Origin of the sequence: Flagellimonas alginilytica (assembly GCF_042134605.1) — a bacterium.
GTDB lineage: Bacteria > Bacteroidota > Bacteroidia > Flavobacteriales > Flavobacteriaceae > Flagellimonas > Flagellimonas alginolytica.
On sequence record NZ_CP169638.1, the window covers coordinates 335,130 to 357,795 of the forward strand.

At 41.7% G+C, this 22,666-nt stretch carries 25 protein-coding genes; 14 read left to right on the top strand and 11 right to left on the bottom strand.

The features are described from left to right. Positions 1 to 116: 116 nt before the first annotated feature. From ABTP35_RS01365 to ABTP35_RS01375, 3 genes are read right to left on the bottom strand one after another with little or no spacing between them, the layout of a single operon-like run. Complete coding sequence (locus tag ABTP35_RS01365) at positions 117 to 1,658, bottom strand: acyl-CoA carboxylase subunit beta (protein ID WP_293294455.1); 1,542 nt, start codon at positions 1,656 to 1,658, stop codon at positions 117 to 119. A 5-nt stretch (positions 1,659 to 1,663) separates the two neighbouring features. Further along, positions 1,664 to 3,106 carry an acetyl-CoA carboxylase biotin carboxylase subunit gene (gene accC, locus ABTP35_RS01370; RefSeq protein ID WP_293294453.1) on the bottom strand — a complete coding sequence of 481 codons (1,443 nt, stop codon included), beginning with the start codon at positions 3,104 to 3,106 and terminating at the stop codon, positions 1,664 to 1,666. Positions 3,107 to 3,112: 6 nt separating this feature from the next. Beyond that, positions 3,113 to 3,598, bottom strand: a complete 486-nt coding sequence (locus ABTP35_RS01375; RefSeq protein ID WP_252079246.1) for an acetyl-CoA carboxylase biotin carboxyl carrier protein subunit — start codon at positions 3,596 to 3,598, stop codon at positions 3,113 to 3,115. Between the two features lie 195 nt (positions 3,599 to 3,793). On the opposite strand from ABTP35_RS01375, the gene udk reads away from it, so the two are divergent. The 11 genes from udk to ABTP35_RS01430 all read left to right on the top strand — a co-directional run bounded on the left by udk (position 3,794) and on the right by ABTP35_RS01430 (position 14,092). Beyond that, the gene (gene udk, locus ABTP35_RS01380; protein WP_224835084.1) at positions 3,794 to 4,402 is read left to right on the top strand and encodes a uridine kinase; all 609 of its coding nucleotides are present in this window, start codon (positions 3,794 to 3,796) and stop codon (positions 4,400 to 4,402) included. 2 nt (positions 4,403 to 4,404) lie between these two features. Further along, positions 4,405 to 4,734 carry a septum formation initiator family protein gene (locus ABTP35_RS01385; RefSeq protein ID WP_224835085.1) on the top strand — a complete coding sequence of 110 codons (330 nt, stop codon included), beginning with the start codon at positions 4,405 to 4,407 and terminating at the stop codon, positions 4,732 to 4,734. Continuing rightward, positions 4,731 to 6,116 (top strand): methylmalonyl-CoA mutase subunit beta, encoded by a 1,386-nt coding sequence (locus ABTP35_RS01390; RefSeq protein ID WP_293294448.1) that lies wholly within the window; start codon positions 4,731 to 4,733, stop codon positions 6,114 to 6,116. The genes ABTP35_RS01385 and ABTP35_RS01390 overlap by 4 nt, the downstream gene beginning before the upstream one ends. Continuing rightward, positions 6,109 to 8,181, top strand: a complete 2,073-nt coding sequence (gene scpA / locus ABTP35_RS01395) for a methylmalonyl-CoA mutase (protein ID WP_293294446.1) — start codon at positions 6,109 to 6,111, stop codon at positions 8,179 to 8,181. The genes ABTP35_RS01390 and scpA overlap by 8 nt, the downstream gene beginning before the upstream one ends. 133 nt (positions 8,182 to 8,314) lie before the next feature. After that, positions 8,315 to 9,088 carry an AAA family ATPase gene (locus tag ABTP35_RS01400; RefSeq protein ID WP_293294444.1) on the top strand — a complete coding sequence of 258 codons (774 nt, stop codon included), beginning with the start codon at positions 8,315 to 8,317 and terminating at the stop codon, positions 9,086 to 9,088. After that, on the top strand, positions 9,089 to 9,994 hold the full coding sequence (locus ABTP35_RS01405; protein ID WP_293294442.1) for a ParB/RepB/Spo0J family partition protein: 906 nt from the start codon (positions 9,089 to 9,091) through the stop codon (positions 9,992 to 9,994). Further along, positions 9,987 to 10,634, top strand: a complete 648-nt coding sequence (locus tag ABTP35_RS01410; protein ID WP_293294440.1) for a DUF5683 domain-containing protein — start codon at positions 9,987 to 9,989, stop codon at positions 10,632 to 10,634. The genes ABTP35_RS01405 and ABTP35_RS01410 overlap by 8 nt, the downstream gene beginning before the upstream one ends. 4 nt (positions 10,635 to 10,638) lie before the next feature. Then, positions 10,639 to 11,340 carry a 4-hydroxy-tetrahydrodipicolinate reductase gene (dapB, locus tag ABTP35_RS01415; protein WP_293294438.1) on the top strand — a complete coding sequence of 234 codons (702 nt, stop codon included), beginning with the start codon at positions 10,639 to 10,641 and terminating at the stop codon, positions 11,338 to 11,340. 50 nt (positions 11,341 to 11,390) lie between these two features. After that, complete coding sequence (gene lepB / locus ABTP35_RS01420) at positions 11,391 to 13,133, top strand: signal peptidase I (protein ID WP_293294436.1); 1,743 nt, start codon at positions 11,391 to 11,393, stop codon at positions 13,131 to 13,133. Positions 13,134 to 13,155: 22 nt separating this feature from the next. Then, the gene (locus tag ABTP35_RS01425; protein WP_293294434.1) at positions 13,156 to 13,791 is read left to right on the top strand and encodes a WbqC family protein; all 636 of its coding nucleotides are present in this window, start codon (positions 13,156 to 13,158) and stop codon (positions 13,789 to 13,791) included. Further along, on the top strand, positions 13,784 to 14,092 hold the full coding sequence (locus ABTP35_RS01430; protein ID WP_293294432.1) for a DUF6122 family protein: 309 nt from the start codon (positions 13,784 to 13,786) through the stop codon (positions 14,090 to 14,092). Before ABTP35_RS01425 ends, ABTP35_RS01430 begins: the two co-directional genes overlap by 8 nt. Here ABTP35_RS01430 and ABTP35_RS01435 read toward each other — a convergent pair. From ABTP35_RS01435 to ABTP35_RS01465, 7 genes are all read right to left on the bottom strand, one after another. Further along, positions 14,081 to 15,136: an endonuclease/exonuclease/phosphatase family protein gene (locus ABTP35_RS01435; RefSeq protein ID WP_293294430.1), complete on the bottom strand. Its 1,056-nt coding sequence runs from the start codon at positions 15,134 to 15,136 to the stop codon at positions 14,081 to 14,083. The two genes, ABTP35_RS01430 and ABTP35_RS01435, sit on opposite strands and share 12 nt — an antisense overlap. 3 nt (positions 15,137 to 15,139) lie before the next feature. Beyond that, positions 15,140 to 16,003: a rhomboid family intramembrane serine protease gene (locus tag ABTP35_RS01440; RefSeq protein ID WP_224835096.1), complete on the bottom strand. Its 864-nt coding sequence runs from the start codon at positions 16,001 to 16,003 to the stop codon at positions 15,140 to 15,142. 3 nt (positions 16,004 to 16,006) lie between these two features. Further along, complete coding sequence (locus tag ABTP35_RS01445; RefSeq protein WP_224835097.1) at positions 16,007 to 16,741, bottom strand: rhomboid family intramembrane serine protease; 735 nt, start codon at positions 16,739 to 16,741, stop codon at positions 16,007 to 16,009. After that, positions 16,742 to 18,592 (bottom strand): DNA mismatch repair endonuclease MutL, encoded by a 1,851-nt coding sequence (gene mutL, locus ABTP35_RS01450; RefSeq protein WP_293294424.1) that lies wholly within the window; start codon positions 18,590 to 18,592, stop codon positions 16,742 to 16,744. It abuts the gene before it with no gap. Then, complete coding sequence (locus tag ABTP35_RS01455) at positions 18,592 to 18,876, bottom strand: riboflavin synthase subunit beta (RefSeq protein WP_293294422.1); 285 nt, start codon at positions 18,874 to 18,876, stop codon at positions 18,592 to 18,594. The genes mutL and ABTP35_RS01455 overlap by 1 nt, the downstream gene beginning before the upstream one ends. A 121-nt stretch (positions 18,877 to 18,997) precedes the next feature. Then, the gene (ribH, locus tag ABTP35_RS01460) at positions 18,998 to 19,480 is read right to left on the bottom strand and encodes a 6,7-dimethyl-8-ribityllumazine synthase (RefSeq protein ID WP_293294420.1); all 483 of its coding nucleotides are present in this window, start codon (positions 19,478 to 19,480) and stop codon (positions 18,998 to 19,000) included. 3 nt (positions 19,481 to 19,483) lie between these two features. After that, positions 19,484 to 20,245 carry a tol-pal system YbgF family protein gene (locus ABTP35_RS01465; RefSeq protein WP_224835101.1) on the bottom strand — a complete coding sequence of 254 codons (762 nt, stop codon included), beginning with the start codon at positions 20,243 to 20,245 and terminating at the stop codon, positions 19,484 to 19,486. 127 nt (positions 20,246 to 20,372) lie between these two features. Here ABTP35_RS01465 and recF point away from each other — a divergent pair, with 127 nt between their 5' ends. The 3 genes from recF to ABTP35_RS01480 are packed head-to-tail and all read left to right on the top strand — an operon-like array spanning position 20,373 to position 22,175. Beyond that, positions 20,373 to 21,452, top strand: a complete 1,080-nt coding sequence (recF, locus tag ABTP35_RS01470) for a DNA replication/repair protein RecF (protein ID WP_252079233.1) — start codon at positions 20,373 to 20,375, stop codon at positions 21,450 to 21,452. Positions 21,453 to 21,456: 4 nt separating this feature from the next. After that, complete coding sequence (locus tag ABTP35_RS01475) at positions 21,457 to 21,879, top strand: hypothetical protein (RefSeq protein WP_293294416.1); 423 nt, start codon at positions 21,457 to 21,459, stop codon at positions 21,877 to 21,879. Beyond that, a complete protein-coding gene (locus tag ABTP35_RS01480) occupies positions 21,879 to 22,175 on the top strand; it encodes a DUF721 domain-containing protein (RefSeq protein ID WP_224835104.1) in 297 nt (98 codons plus the stop codon). The genes ABTP35_RS01475 and ABTP35_RS01480 overlap by 1 nt, the downstream gene beginning before the upstream one ends. 65 nt (positions 22,176 to 22,240) lie before the next feature. On the opposite strand, the gene ABTP35_RS01485 is transcribed toward ABTP35_RS01480, so the two are convergent. After that, positions 22,241 to 22,660 carry a nucleoside-diphosphate kinase gene (locus ABTP35_RS01485; protein ID WP_163625778.1) on the bottom strand — a complete coding sequence of 140 codons (420 nt, stop codon included), beginning with the start codon at positions 22,658 to 22,660 and terminating at the stop codon, positions 22,241 to 22,243. Positions 22,661 to 22,666 lie beyond the last annotated feature (6 nt).

Below are 22,666 nucleotides of genomic sequence, written 5' to 3' on the forward strand. Positions count from 1 at the left end.
CGGTTTCGCTCAGGATTCGATGTAAAAAATCAATCTACCCAACAATTCACTTTATAACTACTTCAATATTATTATTTTCCAACCTTAAAGTTGAAACCTCTTAAATCCGGACTAACCTACAACGGAATGTTGCCGTGCTTCTTCCAAGGGGTCTGCACTTCTTTTTTTTCCAACATGGCAAACGTTTTCAACAATTTACTTCGGGTATCCTTTGGTAAGATTACCTCATCAATAAAACCGCGTTTGGCCGCCCTGTAAGGGTTAGCGAACTTGTCGGCATATTCGGTTTCCTTTTCCTTCAGTTTGGCTTCTGGATCTTCGGCTGCTGCAATTTCACGCCTAAAGATGATCTCACTGGCACCTTTCGCACCCATTACGGCAATTTCGGCAGAAGGCCAAGCATAGTTAAAGTCCGCACCAATGTGTTTGGAGTTCATTACATCATAAGCACCGCCATAAGCTTTGCGTGTAATTACGGTGACCCTTGGCACGGTTGCTTCACTTAAGGCATATAGTAATTTAGCGCCATGCATTATAATTCCGCTCCATTCCTGATCAGTTCCTGGCAAAAATCCGGGAACGTCCACCAGCACCAATAAAGGAATATTAAAGGAATCACAGAATCGCGTAAATCGTGCCGCTTTCCTGGAACTCTTTACACCAAGTACCCCGGCCAAGAACATGGGTTGATTGGCAATTACACCTATACTTCTTCCACCCAACCGGGCAAAACCGGTAATTATGTTTTCCGCATAATCCTTATGAATCTCGTAAAACGAGTCTGCGTCGATGATCCCATTGATCACATCGTGCATATCGTAAGGTTTGTTGGGATTATCGGGTACGATCCCCATTAGCTCCTCTCTGGTTTCATCCCCAAGTTCGTAGGGCAATAATGGCGTGGTTTCTTTATTGTTTTGAGGAAGATAATCCAATAATTTTCGGATATCGTCCAAACAAGCTGCATCGTTGGTAGAGGTTTTGTGGGCCACTCCCGATTTTACCGCGTGGGTACTTGCCCCGCCCAATTCCTCGGATGTAACGGTTTCGTTGGTTACCGTTTTTACCACATTGGGTCCCGTTACGAACATATAACTGGTTTCCTCTACCATTATAATAAAATCCGTCATGGCGGGGGAATACACTGCACCACCTGCACAAGGCCCCATGATAGCAGAAATTTGAGGAATTACGCCAGATGCCTGCACATTTCGGTAAAAAATATCGGCATAACCTCCCAAGGACCGAACTCCCTCTTGTATTCTAGCACCTCCCGAATCATTTAAACCAATAATTGGAGCGCCTACCTTCATGGCCAGGTCCATGATCTTACATATTTTTTCGGCGTGTGTTTCCGACAATGCGCCACCAAAAACAGTAAAGTCCTGTGCATACACATAAACCAATCTTCCGTTTACCGTTCCATACCCGGTTACAACGCCGTCCCCGTAATACATTTCCTTGTCCATACCAAAATCGGTGGTACGGTGGGTCACCAAAATTCCCATTTCTTCAAAGGAACCTTCGTCTAAAAAATAAAGGATTCGTTCTCGGGCGGTAAGCTTTTTCTTTTGATGTTGTTTTTCAATCCGTTTTTCGCCACCCCCTAAATGGGCTTCGGCAATTTTTTCTTGTAATGCTTTTATTTTGGGATCCATAGGATTCAGTTTGAAGGTAATCGTACTATTTTTTTATCTTCCAGATATTGATGCAGTGCAACCATTGCGGCAATCTCGGCCTCGTTGCCCATTTGATCCTTTATTTTCTCTGGAGAATAATAATTCTTTACAAAATGGGTATCAAAATTCCCTGATCGGAATGCTTCATGGGCAAAAACAAAACTTCCAAAGGGCAATGTCGTCTGCACTCCTTTAACTTTGTAATTCTGAATTGCTTCGAGCATAAGTTCAATGGCTTCTTCCCTAGTTTTACCATAAGTAATGAGCTTGGATAACATAGGGTCATAGTAGATAGGTATGTCCATGCCCTCCTTAAATCCATTGTCCACCCGAATGCCATCGCCCACTGGCAATTGATAGGTCTCCAAGTTTCCTACACTAGGGAGAAAATCGTTTAAGGGATCTTCCGCATATACCCGTAATTCCACTGCATGTCCTTGAATTTTCAAGTCTTCCTGTTTCATAGGCAGTTCTTCTCCCCGGGCCACTTTTATTTGTAGCTCAACCAAATCCACTCCAGATATTATTTCGGTGACCGGGTGCTCCACTTGCAAACGGGTATTCATTTCCAGAAAGTAAAAATTGTGGTCGGCATCCATTAAAAACTCCACTGTGCCAGCCCCAATATAATCGCATGATTTTGCCACTTTACAAGCAGCAATCCCCATTTCTTTGCGCAGTTCAGGAGTTAGGATGGCCGATGGTGCCTCTTCGACCACTTTTTGGTGGCGACGTTGTACGCTACATTCCCTTTCAAAAAAATGAAGTACGTTTCCGTGGGTATCGGCCATAACCTGAACCTCGATATGCCTGGGAGATGTAACATACTTTTCCACAAAAACGGAACCATCTCCAAAGGCCGAAGTAGCCTCACTAATGGCACGTTGCATTCCGGATTCGAGATCTTCTTCTTTTTCAACGATCCGCATTCCCTTTCCTCCACCACCAGCAGAGGCCTTGATCAACACAGGGTAACCTACTTCATTGGCTATGTCGTGGGCTTTTGCCACATCGGAAATTGCTTCGTCTATACCGGGGACCATAGGAATATCGTAAGCCTTTACCGCTTCCTTGGCGGCCAATTTGCTTCCCATTATTCGAATGGCCTTGGATTTTGGCCCAATAAACGTGATGCCGCTTTTTTCCACAGCCTCGGCAAAATCGGCATTCTCGCTTAAAAACCCGTATCCCGGATGAATACCATCCACATTCAGGCTCTTGGCCACCTCAATTATTTTGTCACCTCGTAAATACGATTGGTTGGATGGTGCTTCACCAATACAAACCGCCTCATCCGCAAATTGCACATGCGGTGCATTGCGATCTACTTCCGAGAAAACAGCTACGGTCTTTATGCCCATTTTTTTTGCGGTCCTCATTACACGAACTGCAATTTCGCCACGATTGGCCACTAATATTTTTCTCATGATGTTTTATTGAAATTCTATCAACAATTGTTTCTTTTCAACGGCATCACCTTGCGACACGCCAATTTTTTTTATCACACCATTACGTGGTGAGGTAATTATATTTTCCATTTTCATGGCTTCCAAAATTACCAATTGGTCCTCTTCGGATACTTCTTGGCCTTCCTTTACCAAAATATCCAAAATCAGTCCCGGCATGGGGGCAGCAATGGAGTCTATGTTTTTACCGCCATTGGTGGCAAAGCCCATTTTTTCTATGAGTTCGTCCAGAGGAGTTTGTATGGTGGCCCGATGTTCGCTTCCATCGACACTAATGGTATAAACGCCATTGTTAAAATCGGTCTCCAAGATCTTTACATGGTACGACCTACCCTCCTTTAATAAATGAAAGGTGCCGTTACCGGTTTTGATCAGATCTAACGAAGATATAGTGTCGGTGGAGAGTTTAAAGTCGAAGCCATCCCCTACTTTAACAGAGTATATATTGTCCATAAAAAAGGTTTCCATTGGTTAGCTTGATAAATATAAAGGTTAATGAATAAAAAACCATGTAAAGCTATACCTAATAAGCAGGATAAATTATGACAATCATCATTAATTGTTTTTATTGTAATCATTAATTATGCAGTATACTGGGATAGTTGGGAACAAAATCATTTGTTTATTTTTGACGACAAATTTTAAACTATGTTGATCTTAGGGATAGCAGGGGGCACAGGGTGCGGAAAAACAACGGTTGTAAACCAGATCGTGGAGCAATTGCCCCAAGATGAAGTGGGTATAATATCCCAAGATTCCTATTATAACGATCTTTCCCATTTAAGCAAAGAAGAAAGAGCGAAGGTAAATTTTGACCACCCCAACTCCATAGATTTTGATCTGCTGATCGAGCACATAGAACTATTAAGACAGGGAAAGTCCATAGAAACCCCCATTTATTCGTTCGTGGAAGAAACCCGGATGAAGGAAACCATTACCACACACCCCCGCAAAGTAATGATCGTGGAAGGTATTTTAGTTTTGAGCAACCCCAAATTAAGGGAAATGTTCGACATTAAAATCTATGTGCATGCCGATTCGGATGAACGTTTGATCAGACGGTTACAAAGGGACACCCGCGAACGGGGACATGATTTGGACAAGGTTCTAACAAGGTACCAAACCGCTGTTAAACCTATGCACCTTCAATTTATTGAACCATCCAAGGAGTTTGCGGACATAATTATCCCGAACAACCACTATAATACCGTAGCCGTGGATATTGTTAGAACCATAATCAACAATAAACTTGTATAGGTATGGGGTTAAAGGAATTGAAAAAAAAGAAGTGGTTCAAAATTATGACCAATACCTATATTTTGGTATTGACCATATTCGTGATCTGGATGGCCTTTTTTGATACCAATTCCTTGTTGATCCATTTGGAGCTGGAAAATGAAATAGACAAGCTCGAAAAAGAAAAAGAATTTCTGGAAACTGAAATTGAGAAGGACAAGGAAATCTTAAAAAAAATGTCCGACGATAAAGAATTGGAGAAGTTGGCCCGAGAAAAATATTTTATGAAAAAGGACAACGAAGAAATATTCCTTATCGAATATGAAGACAGCTTAAAGACTAAACAAAAATGAGCGACACTAACTTATTTCAAGAATTTCCCGAAGTCTCCACCAAAGAATGGAAACAAAAAATACAGGTAGACCTTAAAGGCGCAGATTACAACGAAGCATTGGTCTGGGAATCTTTGGAAGGCATCAATGTAAAACCATTTTACAACCAAGATGATCTAAAGGACATTCACTCCTATTCGATGCCCAGCGACCACAAATGGCACATTGGGCAAGCCATTTATGTCGCAGACCCTATCAAAGCCAATTCCAAAGCTCTGGAAATTTTGAAAAAAGGAGTGGAGAGCCTTGTATTTACCATACCAGAGGAATCCATCGATTTTGAAAAATTGCTATCGGGCATCGACAAGACCGGAGTGGTACTTTATTTCAATTTCGAGTTTTTAGCCCTGGAACCTACAAAAAAGCTAGTCTCTATCCTATCTAAAGAAAAGGCTAAGGCTTATCTGAACATAGACATTATCGGCAATTTGGCCAAAGAAGGCAACTGGTTCTACAATTTGGAAAAAGACCACGATATATTTACCGAATTGGTGTCATTGGGCACTTCGGACATCTCCTTAATAGGAGTAGATCTATCGCTTTATCAAAATGCTGGAGCAAATATGGTCCAGCAATTGGCCTACGGCTTGGCCCATGCCAACGAATACCTCGACCATTTTGTCAATTCCAAAAAAATCGAGGCACATCTCCCCATTACATTTAAAGTTGCGGTGGGCAGTAATTATTTTTTTGAAATAGCCAAAATAAAAGCACTTCGGTGGCTTTGGAACTCCTTGGCTTCGGAATATGGAATTTCCGGTGAGTGCCATATTATGGCCCAACCCTCCAAACGTAATAAAACACTCTACGATTACAACGTAAACATGCTGCGGACCACATCCGAAAGCATGTCCGCCGTTTTGGGGGGCGCCGACACGATTTCCAATTCGGCATACGATGCCATATACCATAAGGACAATGCATTTGGAGAACGCATAGCCCGCAACCAATTGCTACTTTTAAAAGAAGAAGGGTATTTCTCCGATGCAGCCCAATTCACGGACGGTGCCTATTATATAGAATCGGTAACTCATCAATTGGCGGAAAAGGCCCTTTCACTTTTTAAACAGGTTGAAAAATCCGGAGGTTTTTTGGAAAACTTAAAAAAGGGCAACATCCAACAAAAAATAAAGGAGAGTGCCGAAAAAGAACAGCAACTATTTGATGCAGGAAAGATCGTTTCCCTAGGCACCAATAAATACCAGAATCCACAAGATAGGATGAAAGACGACCTTGAACTCTATCCCTTTGTAAAAACCAAAGCGCGCAAAACCATTATCGAGCCCATTATTGAAAAACGATTGGCCGAAGCCACCGAACAAAAAAGATTGAACGATGAGTAGAAAAGACCTTCAACATCTGGAACTATCTGTCAGGTCGAGTGCAGTCGAGACCCAAAAAAACGGACACGAAAATTTTGCCGCGGGCATTGCCCCTTTCTTGCGTGGCCCCTATTCTACCATGTATGTGCGCAGACCATGGACCATCCGCCAGTATGCCGGGTTTTCAACAGCCGAGGAAAGCAACGCCTTTTACCGAAGGAATTTAGAGGCAGGACAAAAAGGCCTTTCAGTTGCTTTTGACCTACCCACCCACCGTGGATATGATTCGGACAACGATCGTGTTGTTGGCGATGTGGGCAAAGCGGGAGTTGCCATAGATTCTATCGAGGATATGAAAATCCTGTTCAACGGGATACCTTTGGATAAAATGTCGGTTTCCATGACCATGAACGGGGCTGTAATTCCCATTATGGCCTTTTACATTGTAGCAGGATTGGAGCAAGGAGTAGCCATTGAGCAACTTTCCGGGACCATCCAAAATGATATTTTGAAAGAATTCATGGTTCGGAATACATACATTTACCCTCCCTCGCCATCCATGCAGATTGTGGCGGATATTTTTGAATTCACCAGCAAACACATGCCGCGATTCAACAGTATCAGTATTTCCGGGTACCATATGCACGAAGCAGGAGCTCCTGCTGCTATGGAATTGGCCTACACCTTGGCCGATGGGGTAGAATATATTAGAACCGGGATAAAGGCAGGACTAAAAATTGATGAGTTCGCTCCTCGCCTATCATTTTTCTGGGGGATCGGAATGAATCATTTCTCCGAAATTGCCAAAATGAGGGCAGGTAGGATGCTCTGGGCCAAATTGGTCGAACAGTTCAACCCGACCAACCCAAAATCATCCATGCTCCGAACACACAGTCAGACCAGTGGCTGGAGCTTAACGGAGCAAGATCCATTCAACAATGTCGCAAGAACTACGATCGAAGCCATGGCGGCAGCATTTGGGGGCACACAAAGTCTTCACACAAATGCCTTGGACGAAGCCATAGCACTGCCAACCGATTTTTCTGCACGGATTGCTCGAAACACACAAATATATCTTCAGCAAGAAACACACATCACTAAAACCGTTGACCCTTGGGCCGGGAGCCATAAAGTGGAACAACTCACCCAAGAAATTGCAGAAAACGCATGGGAATTGATCCAAGAAGTAGAAAAATTGGGCGGCATGACAAAAGCCATTGAAAAAGGTATCCCAAAAATGCGTATTGAAGAGGCCGCAGCCAAAAAACAAGCTCGTATCGACAGTGGACAAGATGTTATTGTAGGAGTAAACAAATACCGCTTGGAAAATGAGGACGACCTTCAAATTTTGGAGGTGGACAACGCCAAGGTGAGAAAACAACAAATGGCACGTCTTGACGAAATTCGAAACAAAAGGGACTCAAAAGCCGTAGAAAAAGCGCTCGATGCAATTCGAATTGCATCGAAAAAAGCCATGAACAACGATTCGGACCGTGGAAATTTGCTAGCTTTAGCAGTAGAAGCAGCCAAATTACGTGCAACCCTCGGCGAAATTAGCGATGCCATGGAGAGTGCATTTGGACGATACAGAGCTAAAATTCAATCTTTTACCGGAGTGTATTCCAAAGAAATTAAAAACGACGCGAGCTTTGAGAAGGCTCGAAAACTGGCAGACAGCTTTGCTGAACAAGAAGGCCGGAGACCTCGTATTATGGTTGCAAAAATGGGTCAAGACGGTCACGACCGTGGAGCCAAAGTTGTTGCTACAGGATATGCCGACCTTGGTTTTGATGTAGATATAGGACCATTGTTCCAAACCCCGGCCGAAGTAGCCAAACAAGCCGTAGAAAACGATGTGCATATCTTAGGAATTTCTTCCTTGGCCGGAGGACACAAGACCTTGGTTCCAGAGGTAGTAAAGGAATTGAGAAAATATGGGCGTGAGGATATTATGGTAATCGTGGGGGGAGTGATTCCAAAGCAAGATTACGACCATTTATTGACAAATGGTGCCGTTGCCGTTTTTGGTCCAGGGACCAAAATAGCCGATGCCGCCACAGAGATGCTGAATATTTTAATGGACTAAAGCTTTAAGACTCTACCAATCACAAGTTTAACGTACTTTAACGCAGAATACCGGGTTTATTCACCCACTGTTAACAAATTACATTTTATTGCATCCTAAATAATCGTATTTTTAGCCCCTAACTTACTATGAAATGGGCAAGATTATTGCAATTGCAAACCAAAAGGGTGGTGTAGGCAAAACTACCACTACGGTAAACCTTGCGGCCTCCCTTGGTGTATTGGAAAAAAAGGTATTACTTATTGATGCCGACCCCCAAGCCAATGCAACATCTGGTTTAGGTGTTGACGTGGATTCTGTAGAAAAAGGAACCTATCAGCTTTTGGAACACACCATGAGTGTTGAAGAAGTGACCATACCTACGGATTCCCCGAATGTAGATTTGGTACCTGCACATATTGATTTGGTTGCCATCGAGATCGAATTGGTGGACAAGGACAATCGGGAATACATGCTCAAAGAAGCCTTGAAAAATCTGGGCGATAAGTACGAATTTGTATTGATTGATTGCGCCCCCTCACTAGGCCTATTGACCTTGAACGCACTTACGGCTGCAGACTCCGTAATGATTCCTATACAATGTGAGTATTTTGCCTTGGAAGGTCTTGGCAAACTATTGAACACAGTAAAGAGCGTCCAAAAAATACACAACAACGATTTGGACATCGAGGGCATGCTCTTGACCATGTACGATTCCAGGTTACGACTGTCCAACCAAGTTGTTGAAGAAGTAAAAAAACACTTTGCGGATATGGTCTTCGATACCATTATCCAAAGAAACGTTAGGCTCAGTGAAGCTCCAAGTTACGGGGAGAGCATCATAAAATATGACGCCAGTAGCAAAGGAGCGTCCAATTACCTTAACTTGGCCAACGAAATTTTGAAAAAAAACAAGGAGAAAGTTTAAATGGCGAAAGCAACAAAAAAACAGGCTTTGGGAAGAGGCCTGTCCGCCCTTTTAAAAGACCCGGACAACGATATAAAGTCCGTGTCGGACAAAAATGCGGATCAGGTAATCGGCAATGTAGTGGAACTTGATGTAAATTCCATAGAAGTAAACCCTTTTCAACCTCGTTCCAATTTTAACGACGAAGCACTCGAAGAACTGGCCAGTTCCATCCGTGAGTTGGGCATTATACAACCCATAACCGTTAGAAAACTGGACTTTAACAAGTTCCAACTGGTTTCCGGGGAACGTAGGTTCCGTGCTTCAAAATTGGTAGGATTGGAAACTATTCCTGCCTATATCCGCATCGCCAACGATCAGGAATCCTTAGAGATGGCCTTGGTGGAGAACATCCAAAGACAAGATCTTGACCCTATCGAAATCGCACTCTCCTACCAAAGGTTGATTGATGAAATAGAAATCACCCAAGAAAAATTGAGCGATCGTGTGGGCAAAAAACGTTCCACCATTACCAACTATCTACGATTGTTAAAACTCGACCCCATTATCCAAACGGGTATGAGAGATGGGTTTATAAGCATGGGGCATGGTAGGGCATTGATCAATATCGACAAGAAAAAGGAACAGATAGCGATCTACGAAAAAATTGTATCGGACGGCCTTTCCGTTAGAGCTACGGAACAATTAGTAAAGTCGCACAAAAACCCAAAAGCTACTGCATCCGAGAGCAAAAAAAGTTCGCAGAACGTACCCGGGTTTGTTTCCGAAAGTTTGGATTCCATCAAAAACCGGTTGGCCACCAAAGTGGATATCACCGCCTCGAAGAACGGAAAAGGAAAGATTGTGATACCATTTCATTCCGAAGAAGAATTCCAGCGCATCAAAAAATTATTGACAGGTGAATAAAAACCTCCTTTTATTGCTCTTTGCCTTTTTGATGTTTCAGTCCAGCTTTTCTCAAGAAGAAGAAAAAACTGAACGGACGAAAAAAACTCAAGATACCGATTCCCTTACCCAAAAAATGGAGGGAGAGGGTGTTACTTTTGAAGAAGTCACAAAAAAAGAGAACATTAACCCATTGGCACCCAGTAAAGCCGCATTCTATTCTGCCATTCTTCCAGGTTTGGGACAGATATACAACAAACGGTATTGGAAAGCTCCAATAGTTTGGGGAGCTCTGGGAACCAGTATCTATGTGTATTCCTTCAATAATACAGAATATCGCAGGGCAAGAAATGCCTTTAAAAGAAGACTTGCCGGGTTTGCCGACGACGAATTTTATGATATCAATGGGGATGGAAGTGGTCCCGATGTATCTTCCGAAGCATTGCAAGAAGCTCAGGAAAGTAGTCAAAGAGACAGGGATTTGGCCTTGGTGATCAGCATTGCACTATACGCCCTTAATATTATCGATGCCAATGTGGATTCCCACCTTAAACAATACAATGTAAGCGATGACCTTGCAGTGGATTTTAACCCCTACATAGAAATTAATCCTTTCACCAATAAGCCAAACTATGGAATGGCTATGGTCATAAAATTTTAGTTTGATGAATATTGGTCTCTTCGGATATGGTAAAATGGGAAAAAAGATCGAGCAAATTGCTCAGGATAGAGGTCATACCATAACCGCAAAAATAAACGATAGCTCTCAAGAAGTTGATTATTCCGCATTCGATGTTGCTATAGATTTTAGCACCCCGGAAGCAGCTTTTGAGAACATAACCCGTTGTTTTGAGCACAAAGTGCCCGTAATTAGCGGCACAACAGGTTGGTTGGAAAAATACGAAGATGCCATCGAGATTTGCAATGCCAACCAGAGCGCCTTTATCTATGCTTCCAATTTTAGTTTGGGAGTCAATATTTTTTTTGAACTGAACAAGAAACTGGCCCAAATGATGGCCGGATTAGATCAGTACAGGGTTTCCATGGAAGAGATCCATCATACCCAAAAGTTGGACGCCCCCAGTGGCACGGCAATTACTCTTGCAGAGGGGATTATTTCAAATTCAACTTACAACAAATGGAAATTAAATGAATCCGGAGACCATATTGTTCCCATAAAATCGATACGGGAAGGTACGGTACCCGGCACCCACACCGTAAACTACGGTAGTGCAGTGGACACTATTCAAATAAAGCACGAAGCGCACAATAGGGAAGGTTTTGCACTGGGTGCGGTTATTGCCTCGGAATGGATTCAAGGAAAAAAGGGCGTTTTTACCATGAGGGATGTGTTAAACCTAAGCTAAAAAACGTAACAAGAATATAGACCAAAGGTCTAACAAAGAAATATTTTAATATGGACGGTACACAGTGGATCATTTTTATTCTGATCATTCAGGTCATCCATTTTTTGGGAACTTGGAAACTATATGTTAAAGCAGGTAGAAAACCTTGGGAAGCGGCCATTCCAATTTATAACGGTATAGTGTTGATGAAAATAATAAATAGGCCATGGTGGTGGGTTTTGTTATTGTTCATCCCCATAATCAATTTATTGATGTTCCCTGTAGTGTGGGTCGAAACCATAAGAAGTTTTGGAAAAAACACGTTGGTGGATACCTGGTTGGTAATTCTGACCTTAGGCTTTTACATCTATTACATCAACTATGCTGAAGATGTGGAATACATTAAAGACCGTAGTTTAAAGCCAAAAACAGGTTTGGGCGAGTGGGTAAGCTCTATAGTTTTTGCTATAGTTGCCGCCACATTTGTGCACACCTATTTTATACAACCATACGTAATTCCAACGGGATCTTTGGAACGTACTTTGCGAGTGGGAGATTTCTTATTTGTAAGTAAGTTTCATTACGGCGCAAGAGTACCCATGACCACGCTGGCCGCACCCATGGTACACGATACGCTGCCAGTGCTAAAAACCAGATCGTATTTGGCGGATGTAAATCCAGAAACCCACAAAACCTCGTGGATAAACAAACTGCAATTGCCCTACATGCGATTGCCCGGTTTTGAAAAGGTCAAGAAGAACGATATTGTGGTTTTCAGTTTGCCCGCGGACACCCTGTACCAATTCTTTAAAGCTCAAAAGGCAGTTATAAAACCCATCGATAAAAAATCCAACTATGTAAAACGATGTGTTGGAACACCAGGTGATTCGTTAGAGGTAATTGGCGGGTATGTTTACATTAACGGAGAGCAATTACAGTTATCGGACAGGGCAAAACCTATGTACGTTTATGATGTTTATGCCAAAAATGGGGTATCCAGTAGATATTTGGAAGAGGTAGATGCCTCCGATTACCTGCGAACATACATTGCCACCAACCTCAACGAAGCACAGTACAATGCACTTGTACCATACGTATCCGGGGCAAAAACAGGAAACGATGGAAAAATAGAACTTTACACAAGCGAGAATGGGATACCCACAGAGGTTATCCGGCAATTTAGGATTTCGCTGTCGGAACAAAAACCACGCTCACGTATGGCGAATTTAACCAGTGACATGGTTACTGAGTTAAGAAACAATCCCGCCATTGATTCTGTTGTTCAAACCAACGACCCTAAGGGCATGTACGGTGGCAATACATTTCCGCAAAAGCCTAATTTATATCCTTGGAACAACGACAATTTTGGACCAATTTACATACCCAAGGCCGGTACAACGGTAGAAATCAATTCCAAAACCATTCCGTTGTACAAAAAAATTATTCGCGATTATGAACACAACGATGTCAAGGTTACCGGCAACAAAGTATTGATCAATGGCGAGGAAGCCGATAGCTACACCTTTAAGCAAGATTATTATTGGATGATGGGCGACAATCGCGACCACTCCGAAGACAGCAGGACTTGGGGGTATGTGCCCGAAGACCATATTGTTGGCAAACCCGTATTCCTTTGGATGAGCTTTGATAACTTTAGGCAAGGTATTTCCAATTGGAGGATTCGCTGGGAGCGGGTATTTACCACAGTTGGAGGTAGTGGAGAACCCGTATCCTATTTTTGGTACTTTATTGCCCTTTTGGCAGGTTGGTTCGTATTTGATTTCTTTAGAAAGAAAAAGAAGAAAAAAGCATAGCTAATATTTAATATTGTTGTTCTTGAAAATTCTGTTGCACCCTTCTTATTTTCCGAGTATTGCCACCTTTGCAGCTATTGCTCAATATGAAGTTGTTTGGGAAGCGCACGACAATTTTCAAAAACAGACGTATAGAAATCGCTGCTATATTTCCACCGACAAGGGCAAACACATGCTCAATATCCCAATTAAACACGTTGGGGGTAAAGAAGGGCGTCAAAAATATGCCGATGTTGTTATGGAAAACAGCTACAATTGGAAAAAGGAGCATTGGCGCACCTTGGAGACAGCCTATCGCACCTCTCCGTTTTTCGAGTTTTATGAAGATGACCTAAAAACACTCTTTACCGGACCCGACGAATCACTTTTCCGTTTCAACCAAAAGACGATTTCTTGTATTGCGGACTGTATCGGAATCAAAGTGCCGAACGAAACAACAGATCAATACCAAACGGCGCCTAAAAACCTAATAGATGCCCGTTTTTTGGTCAATGCCAAAAAAGAACAGGTATGGGAGATGGAAACATACACACAAGTATTTGAGGAACGCCATGATTTTATCCCCAATTTGAGTGTGCTGGACCTTTTGTTCAACGAAGGTACCAATACCCTGAGTTATCTAAAAAGCTTCCCTTTAGATCTTAACCCACATGCTTAGGCACTTTATCCACTACGGAATACATTTTTTGGTCCCAATCCTTATTGCTCTTTATTTTTTTAAAGACAATAAAATAAAAGTTGCTTTAATACTTTTGGCCGGTATTGTAATTGATTTGGATCACTTGTTGGCCACCCCTCTTTTTGACCCCGATCGTTGCAGCATAGGGTTCCACCCATTACATAGTGTTTGGGCCATTTTGGTGTACAGCCTTTTGCCTTTTTTTAAACAGACCAGACTCGTGGGCCTTGCCCTGCTCCTTCATATTATTGCTGATATAGCAGATTGCCTACTCATGTGAAGGCTTTAAGCGCAAGGTGGCCATAACCGGATAGTGATCGGATAATTTCACATCAAAATTTTGATGTGAAACAACCTCAAAATCAGGGTCTGCCAATATATAATCGATACGCAGTGGGAGTTTCCATAAATCGTAGGTCCGACCAAAACCACTTCCGCTTTCCAAGAAAGAATCAATCATATCACCTTGAATTAGGCGATAAACATTGGAATATTGTGTATTGTTAAAATCCCCAACTACCAATTTCGTGTATTTTGTATCATCCATATTTTCGCGGACAAGCTTGGCTTGTTGGTATTGTTTAAGCATTACATTTTTATACCTTTTAAGGAGCTTTGCAGATTCCTGATTTTGTATCGCATTTAAACCAGGAACTATTCTAAAGCTCTGTAAATGTAGATTATACAATCTAACAGTATCGTTTTTGATCAAGATATCGGCATAAATGGCATTGTTATAGCTCTTGGGGAAATTTATAGAATCTATATTTAGAATCGGATACTTTGAATAAATGGACTGAATTACTTTACCTCTATGTTTACCATAAATAAAGTCCACAAATTTATAAGGGTACTGACTCAAGGCATCATTGGCTTTCATAGCATACAAAGTCTCTTGAAAACACACTATATCCGGGTTTTTCTCCAATACAAATTCATAAATTCGATTTTCTATGTTTTCTTCCTTTATCTGCTCTAATTCATTAAAGCTCCTCGCATTAAATGTCATTATGGACACTGTACGGGAATTTTCAACAGTTGACTGATCAACACCATTGGAAAAATGATAAAACGGCCCCAACATTATGTACCAGGCCAAGATCAATACTCCAGACAATAGAAAATTTCGTTTTTTTCTCAACAACCAATAGCATAAAAATGCCACGTTTACAATAACAGTAATAGGAACAACAATACTTAATACAGCAATCGAAGAAGTCAAAGTTGCTGGGGTGAAGGGGAGCAGCAAAGAAATTAAGAGCACCAAGGCAGCTATGGTGTTTAAAAAAAAGATAATCTTATCGATAAATGAAAGGTTGTTCACAATTTAATCTTCCTTGCCGGCTTTAAACAAAAAATCCTTTTCTTCTTTAGATAGGCTCTCATAACCCGATTTACTGATCTTATCCAAAATCGTATCTATTTTCCGTTGTTTAGCTTGTTTATTGTATGCCTCCGAATTCTGGGATGCCGATTTTTTCTTGTAGACCGTTTTTAACGGAGCCTTTTTTTCTTTTGGCTTAAAAAGGTCCATGATAGACTGTCTAAATTTGGAAAAACCAGCACCAATATCATTACCTTTATATAACTGTCGTGCATACATATAGCCTAAAAATGCACCGCCCAAGTGGGCCATTCCCCCGCCAATATTCTCTCCCATTCCGATCAGCACCAAATCCTTGATCACCAAAGCCGCGCCGATATACCATAATTTAATATTAAAGAAAATTAGACGAACCTCCTGGTTGGGCAAATAGGCGCACACAAAGATCAAAACAGCGTTCACACCGGCCGAGGCACCGATCAAAGCCGTGTTGGAGTTGATCAAGGTCGGAAAAACGTTGTAGCTTAATAGAAATAGCATGCCGCCCAACATTAACCCTAAAAAATACACATTGATAAATCTTTGTGCATCAAAAAGATTCAGAAATATTCTGCTGGCAAAATACAGCACGATCATATTCCAAAAAATATGTCCCAAGCCGGCATGAAAAAAAGAGTAGGTCACCAAGGACCAGGGTTGCACCAAAAACTCAAAAAAATCCTTGGGCAAATGAAACCAGTGCGAAAACGTTTTGCCGAACAATGCTCCCGAAAGTCCATCAACAATAAAAATAAGTATGTTGATGGCAATCAGTTTTTCTGCTATGTTCAGTCTAGCGAACTGATATCTAAGTCCTCCGTTCATCATAAATCAATCCCAACGATTATTGTTAAATTGGTTCTTTTTCCAGTACCACATCATTAAAAATCCTATCAATGCTCCACCGATATGGGCGAAATGGGCCACTCCAGTGTTCACGTTGCCAATACCAAAAATCAAGTCCACAGCGATCAATATCGGAACAAAATATTTTGCCTTTATCGGCACGGGCAAAAAAATGAGCATCAGTTTGGCTTCCGAATACATAAAGGCAAAGGCCACCAAAATACCATAAATTGCCCCGGATGCACCCACTGCTGGGGTATTAAAGGCCGTTAACATGCTATCAATGGTACTTTTCCCTGCAATATCGTACCAACTAGGGCTATATTGACCATTGGCCAAAATATCCAAAATCTGAGCTCTTGCAATTCCTGCACCTTCCAAAGCATTCATTCCTTCGGTAAAAAGGTAGTAATTGACACCTGTATGCAATGCTGCCGATCCCAAACCGGCCGAAAAGTAGAAAAAGAGAAATTTGTTTTTTCCCCATATCTGCTCCAGGGGCGTTCCAAAGGCCCACAGGGCATACATATTGAACAAAATATGCATTAGGTTACCGTGCATAAACATATGGGTAACCACTTGCCACCATTCAAAATTTGGATTTTTTGGAAACCAGAGCGACATCCATTGGTACATTTGGTCCCCATATAAGGATGTAGCAAAAAACATGATCACGTTAATGATCAAAATATGTTTTACTGCTTCGGTAAGTCTACCCATCTAATTGAATTTTTTATCAATATCTCCTTCGGAGATAATGGTATATGTTATTTTTTGAAAAGGACTCAAAGTTGGTTCCTTGCATGCAAAAAGATTGTTCACCAACATTAATTGCGATTCTTGGTCCAAAACATTCCCTGTTTTAACGGCCAAGTTCCTGCTCAGCGCCTTGGCCAACATCTCTGCCTGCGAAATGGAACCATCAGCAAAACCTTCCGTATAATCCGCAATCAAACGGTCCAATACCGTGCCAATTCCACTTTCGGGAACCATCATGGGCACGCCTGTCACTTTTACAGTTTCCTCGTCCAAACTTTGAAAAGCAAAACCAATGTTTGTCAGGCTTTCATGAATTTCTTTGAGCACCGTTAATTCTTGTTGATTGAACGTTAGTTCCAATGGAAACAACAATTGTTGGCTTACGCCTTCTTTTACCGTGATCTCGCCTAAAAACTTTTCAAAAAGAACACGCTCGTGCGCTCTATTTTGATGAATTACCAGCATTCCCGATTTCACCGTGCTCACTACATATTTCCTTCTCAATTGAAAGGTGCTGGCCAAATGCTCCTCAACCTCTTCACTGGAATATAAGGTTCCCTGTTCTTCACTTTCGGATTCGATCACAATACTGCTAAAGGTATTTTGATCGCTCTGATGACCAAGCCCTTCGTAGAGGTCTTCCCAACCTTTGGCACTCTGTTTTCGAAAACTTCCGCTCCCACTACTTCTTTGTGTCGCAGTTTCTTCAAAAGGATTAAATGCGGCATCCACGGTTACTTTTGGGATTATAGCGCCCTTTTCTTTGTAGGAATAAGGGGTATCCAAGTTTGGATCGTGATCAAAATCCAAAACTGGTGCCACATTAAATTGCCCTAAGCTATGCTTAATGGTAGACCGTAAAATGGCATACAGCGTATTCTCATCATCAAACTTTACCTCTGTTTTAGTGGGGTGTATGTTGATGTCGATAGAAGATGGATCAACATCCAAATACAAAAAGTAGCCGGGATAAGTGTCGGATTTGATCAAACCTTCGAAAGCTGCCACAACGGCATGGTGCAAATAAGGGCTCTTAATAAATCGGTTGTTGGCAAAAAAGAACTGTTCCCCCCTACTTTTTTTGGCAAATTCGGGCTTACAGATAAAGCCGGAAACTTTAACCACTTCGGTCTCCTCGTTTACTGGCACTAATCGATTTTCCATTTTACTGCCAAAAATATGTACTATACGTTGTCGGGGCTTTGTAATGGGAAGATTAAAGATTTCCGAACCATTATTATAAAAATGGAACTCGATATTCGGATGAACCATGGCCACACGTTGGAATTCATCCGTTATATGCCGGAGTTCGACCTGGTTGGATTTTAAAAAATTACGCCTGGCGGGAATATTAAAAAACAGGTTTTTAACGGAAATAGAGGTTCCCTTTGGAGTTGCGACCACATCTTGGGACACTATTTTACTGCCTTCAATTTTTATTTGTGTCCCGATTTCGTTGACATTGGTCCTTGTTTGCATATCCACATGTGCAATTGCCGCTATGGATGCCAAGGCTTCGCCCCGAAACCCTTTGGTCTGCAAATTGAACAAGTCCTGGGCCGAGGATATTTTGGAAGTTGCATGCCGCTCAAAGGACAATCGAGCGTCGGTTTCGGTCATTCCCACGCCGTTATCCACTACTTGAATAAGTGTTTTACCACCGTCCTTAATAATCAATTTTATCGCGGTCGCCCCTGCATCAATGGCATTTTCCATAAGCTCCTTTACAACAGAGGCAGGTCGTTGAACCACCTCCCCTGCGGCTATTTGGTTAGCAACATGGTCCGGTAAAAGTTTAATGATGTCCGCCATTATGGGTTTAGGAATATTGATAGGTCAAAATCGATAATAAACAGGAACACTAACACCAATACGGCCACAATGACCCAAAATCGAAGCTTTAAATCCTTATCGCCTTCGTTCTGTAAATCGTCCATTGCGGAGGTAAACTTATTCTTGAGACCCTTGTTGGAATGCGCCGTAGTCCGGAATTTATCCAACCTGTGCTCAATTTTAAAAGGATTCCCCTCCCCTTTGTAATATCTAGGGGTATAATCGAAGCTTTTGTTTTTTCTAAGTTTTAAAGGGTTTCGCATGGTATCCTTGTCGCTGTAATCTCAAAGGTACTCAAATTAGAAAAAAAGGGTAGACGGTAAGTCCCAAAAAATGTTAACAGACCCTGTATGTTTAGGTTATTAGTGTGCTAGCGGCGCGAATTTATTTGCCCAAAACAGACATCTGAATAGCGGCAATGGCAGCTTCGGTCCCTTTGTTCCCATGCTTTCCGCCACTTCTAGCTCTGGACTGCTCTATGTTGTCGTCCGTTAATACGCAGAAAATTACAGGAACATCGTAGGCTACGTTCAAATCTTTGATCCCTTGGGCGGTAGCACTGCAAACAAAGTCGAAATGACTGGTTTCTCCCCGGATAACACTACCTATGGCAACTATAGCATCCACTTTTTCCGTTTGGATCATTTTTTTGCACCCGAACGTGAGCTCAAAACTTCCGGGTACGTTCCAACGGATAACATTTTCCGAAAGCGCACCGCAATCCAAAAGAGCCTCTTCCGCCCCTTTGTAAAGGGATTCGGTAATTTCATCGTTCCATTCAGAAACAACAATCCCAAACCGAAGTTCCTTCGCGTTTGGGATTTTATTTTTATCGTAAACGGACAAGTTTTTGTTCTCTGTGGCCATGGTTTAGTTTTGTGCCAATCCAATCAGGGCATCCACGTTATTGGCTTCTTGAGAGTTCGGGTATTCTTCTTTAATGCGCTCAAAATATTCCAAAGCTTTGCTTTTGTCCCCCAAGTCCAATGCAACAATACCCGCTTTGTGCAAAAATCTTGGTGCTGTAAATTCGTTATCGCTATGTGCAATGGCTTTTTCGTAATAATCCAAAGCGTCTTCTTGCTGGTTCAACTGGGAAAAAGCATCTCCAATACCCCCTTTGGCCATTGCGCCCATAATATCATCATCAGAAGAGAAACCTTCCAATTGAGCAACCGCTTGATCGTACTGTTTAAGGTTAAGGTAGGTCATGCCCGCCGAATATTTGGCAAGATTGGCGGCCTTGGTACCACTATACTCTTCGATAATATCCAAAAAACCATATTTACCTTGTGCTCCGTTCAGTGCAAGGGTGAACAATGAATCTTTCTCGGTTTCACTTGCCAAAGCTTGGTCAAAATATTGTTGTGGATAAAAAAGCTCGTTCGCTGCTGACGCTTCTTTTGGGTTCTGGATAAATTGATGGTAACCCAAGTAGGCCAAAACTCCCACCGCAATTACGCCAATTACGCCCAAAATATAGTTTTGGTTCTTTTGAACCCATGCTTCGGTTTTGGAAGCGCTCTCGTCCAAAGTATTAAAAACTTCGGCCGTTGTGCTGTCGTGTTCTTCTATCTGAGCTTCCTCTTCCTTATTTTTTGGCTTAAAGCCTCTCTTCTTGTATGTTGCCATCCATCATTTAATTGGTCGCGCAAAAATAAAGTTTTTATCCAAAACCAAAAGGTAATTTATTCGTTATTTTTGAATTCCCTTTTTTAAGGGGCCACCTTATAATTCCGAATTGTTTCTCTATTTTTTTATGTTTTTAAGACATTTATCTTTAGTCAATTACAAAAATTTTGATTCCAAAACACTGGATTTCGACCCTGTGATCAATTGTTTGGTGGGCGATAACGGTGTGGGAAAGACCAATGTTTTGGATGCAATTTACCACTTGTGTTTTGGGAAAAGCTACTTTAATCCCGTGTCCACCCAAAACATAAAACACAATACCGATTTTTTTGTGGTCGAAGGTGAGTTTGAGAAAAACAGCAGAACGGAAAAAATACTCTGCTCCTTTAAAAAAGGCACAAAAAAAGTGATAAAGCGCAATGGCAAACCTTATGAGAAGTTCTCCGAACATATAGGTTTTTTACCACTTGTGATAATTTCCCCATCGGATCGCGACCTAATTTTAGAAGGGAGCGACACCAGAAGAAAGTTTATGGATGGTGTTATATCCCAATCGGACAAGGTGTATCTGCAAAACCTCATTAAGTACAACAAAGTTGTATCACAGCGAAACTCGCTATTAAAATACTTTGCTGCCAACCGTACGTTCGACCAGGATACCTTGAGTATTTACAACGAACAGTTGTATTCCTTGGGAACGGAAATCCATCAAAAAAGGGTTGAATTCATTAATTCTTTTCTGCCCATTTTTAAGGAGCAATACCAAAATATCTCGGAAAAGGACGAACAAATAAATCTTGCCTACGAAAGTCAGTTGAGCAACACCTCCCTTTTATCTCTTTTGGAAAGTAATATTGAAAAAGACCGTGCGCTACAATACACTTCGGTCGGGGTGCACAAGGACGATCTTAATTTCACCATTGCCGGTCACCCCATCAAAAAATTTGGAAGTCAGGGACAACAAAAGTCTTTTTTGATCGCCTTAAAATTGGCACAGTTCCATTTTATAAAGCAATTGGCGGACACCACCCCCATTCTATTATTGGATGATATTTTTGACAAATTGGACGAAAATCGCGTAGCGCATATTGTTGGCTTGGTTAAAAACGACAATTTTGGTCAGATTTTTATTAGCGACACCCATGCGGATAGAACAGAAAGCGTTGTTAAAAATATTCATCAGAGCTATAAAATATTTAACTTGTGATAGTATGAAACGAATCCTTCCCATTGTATTGATCATTATGTTTTGGGCGTGTGCGGATTCTTCCATAAACAAAGAGGATTTGCACCACTTGAACGGCTATTGGGAAATTTCAGAAGTAATTTTCCCCGATGGTTCCGTAAAGGAATATGGCATCAATCCGAACATAGATTTTATCCAAGTAAATGATGACCAAGGATATCGTAAAAAAATGAAACCACAATTTGATGGCACCTACGACACAACAAAAGATGTAGAAAGCTTTCAAATATCGAACGCCAACGAATCAGTAATTTTACACTATTCCACCCCTTTGAGCGAGTGGGAAGAAAAACTGGTACAATTGGATTCCCTTTCGTTTTCGGTAACCAACCAAGAAGGCATTACCTATAAATATAAACGGTTCGAACCCATTAAAATTCCCCAATAATGGCCAAGAGACACAGTTCACATATTCCACTCAGCGAAGCGCTGAACGAGTTTATCCAAGAGAACAAGCTCCAAAAGGGAATGGATAAGGTGAACGCCAGGGAGGCATGGACCAACTTGATGGGAAACGGGGTAAACAATTACACCACTGCCGTTGAGCTTAAAAATGAAACTTTGTTTGTTTCTCTTTCCTCCTCCGTACTTCGAGAAGAATTGAGCTTGGGCAAGAGCAAGATCATTAAAATGATCAATGAGGAAATGGGAAAGGAGCTGGTTAAAAAATTGGTTTTACGGTGATCAACTAAAAAACAAAAAAGCCACCTTTTTCAGGTGGCTTTTTTTATATCAATGTTGTATTTAAACTAGTAGATTTCCCTTCCTGAAAAGTGGAAAGCCCCTTCGATAGCGGCATTTTCATCACTATCGGAACCGTGAACGGCATTTTCTCCGATGCTGGCAGCATACAGTTTACGGATGGTTCCTTCCGCTGCTTCCTCTGGGTTGGTTGCCCCTATCAAAGCACGGAAATCGTCCACCGCATTGTCCTTTTCCAAAATGGCCGCCACAATGGGACCCCTTGTCATAAACTCCACCAATTCGCCAAAAAATGGACGCTCTTTGTGGATGGCATAGAATATTTCGGCATCCCTTTTGCTCAATTGTGTGTACTTCATGGCCACAATCTTAAATCCGGCAGCCGTAATTTTATCCAAAATTGCCCCGATATACCCATTTTCTACGGCATCAGGCTTAATCATGGTAAATGTTCTATTTCCAGTCATTTTTTA

Coding starts and splice junctions, on each gene's coding strand:
- ABTP35_RS01365 (WP_293294455.1), bottom strand. CDS start 1,658: ATGGATCCCAAAATAAAAGCATTACAAGAAAAAATTGCCGAAGCCCAT.
- accC (WP_293294453.1), bottom strand. CDS start 3,106: ATGAGAAAAATATTAGTGGCCAATCGTGGCGAAATTGCAGTTCGTGTA.
- ABTP35_RS01375 (WP_252079246.1), bottom strand. CDS start 3,598: ATGGACAATATATACTCTGTTAAAGTAGGGGATGGCTTCGACTTTAAA.
- udk (WP_224835084.1), top strand. CDS start 3,794: ATGTTGATCTTAGGGATAGCAGGGGGCACAGGGTGCGGAAAAACAACG.
- ABTP35_RS01385 (WP_224835085.1), top strand. CDS start 4,405: ATGGGGTTAAAGGAATTGAAAAAAAAGAAGTGGTTCAAAATTATGACC.
- ABTP35_RS01390 (WP_293294448.1), top strand. CDS start 4,731: ATGAGCGACACTAACTTATTTCAAGAATTTCCCGAAGTCTCCACCAAA.
- scpA (WP_293294446.1), top strand. CDS start 6,109: ATGAGTAGAAAAGACCTTCAACATCTGGAACTATCTGTCAGGTCGAGT.
- ABTP35_RS01400 (WP_293294444.1), top strand. CDS start 8,315: ATGGGCAAGATTATTGCAATTGCAAACCAAAAGGGTGGTGTAGGCAAA.
- ABTP35_RS01405 (WP_293294442.1), top strand. CDS start 9,089: ATGGCGAAAGCAACAAAAAAACAGGCTTTGGGAAGAGGCCTGTCCGCC.
- dapB (WP_293294438.1), top strand. CDS start 10,639: ATGAATATTGGTCTCTTCGGATATGGTAAAATGGGAAAAAAGATCGAG.
- lepB (WP_293294436.1), top strand. CDS start 11,391: ATGGACGGTACACAGTGGATCATTTTTATTCTGATCATTCAGGTCATC.
- ABTP35_RS01430 (WP_293294432.1), top strand. CDS start 13,784: ATGCTTAGGCACTTTATCCACTACGGAATACATTTTTTGGTCCCAATC.
- ABTP35_RS01440 (WP_224835096.1), bottom strand. CDS start 16,003: ATGATGAACGGAGGACTTAGATATCAGTTCGCTAGACTGAACATAGCA.
- ABTP35_RS01445 (WP_224835097.1), bottom strand. CDS start 16,741: ATGGGTAGACTTACCGAAGCAGTAAAACATATTTTGATCATTAACGTG.
- mutL (WP_293294424.1), bottom strand. CDS start 18,592: ATGGCGGACATCATTAAACTTTTACCGGACCATGTTGCTAACCAAATA.
- ABTP35_RS01455 (WP_293294422.1), bottom strand. CDS start 18,876: ATGCGAAACCCTTTAAAACTTAGAAAAAACAAAAGCTTCGATTATACC.
- ribH (WP_293294420.1), bottom strand. CDS start 19,480: ATGGCCACAGAGAACAAAAACTTGTCCGTTTACGATAAAAATAAAATC.
- ABTP35_RS01465 (WP_224835101.1), bottom strand. CDS start 20,245: ATGGCAACATACAAGAAGAGAGGCTTTAAGCCAAAAAATAAGGAAGAG.
- recF (WP_252079233.1), top strand. CDS start 20,373: ATGTTTTTAAGACATTTATCTTTAGTCAATTACAAAAATTTTGATTCC.
- ABTP35_RS01475 (WP_293294416.1), top strand. CDS start 21,457: ATGAAACGAATCCTTCCCATTGTATTGATCATTATGTTTTGGGCGTGT.
- ABTP35_RS01480 (WP_224835104.1), top strand. CDS start 21,879: ATGGCCAAGAGACACAGTTCACATATTCCACTCAGCGAAGCGCTGAAC.
- ABTP35_RS01485 (WP_163625778.1), bottom strand. CDS start 22,660: ATGACTGGAAATAGAACATTTACCATGATTAAGCCTGATGCCGTAGAA.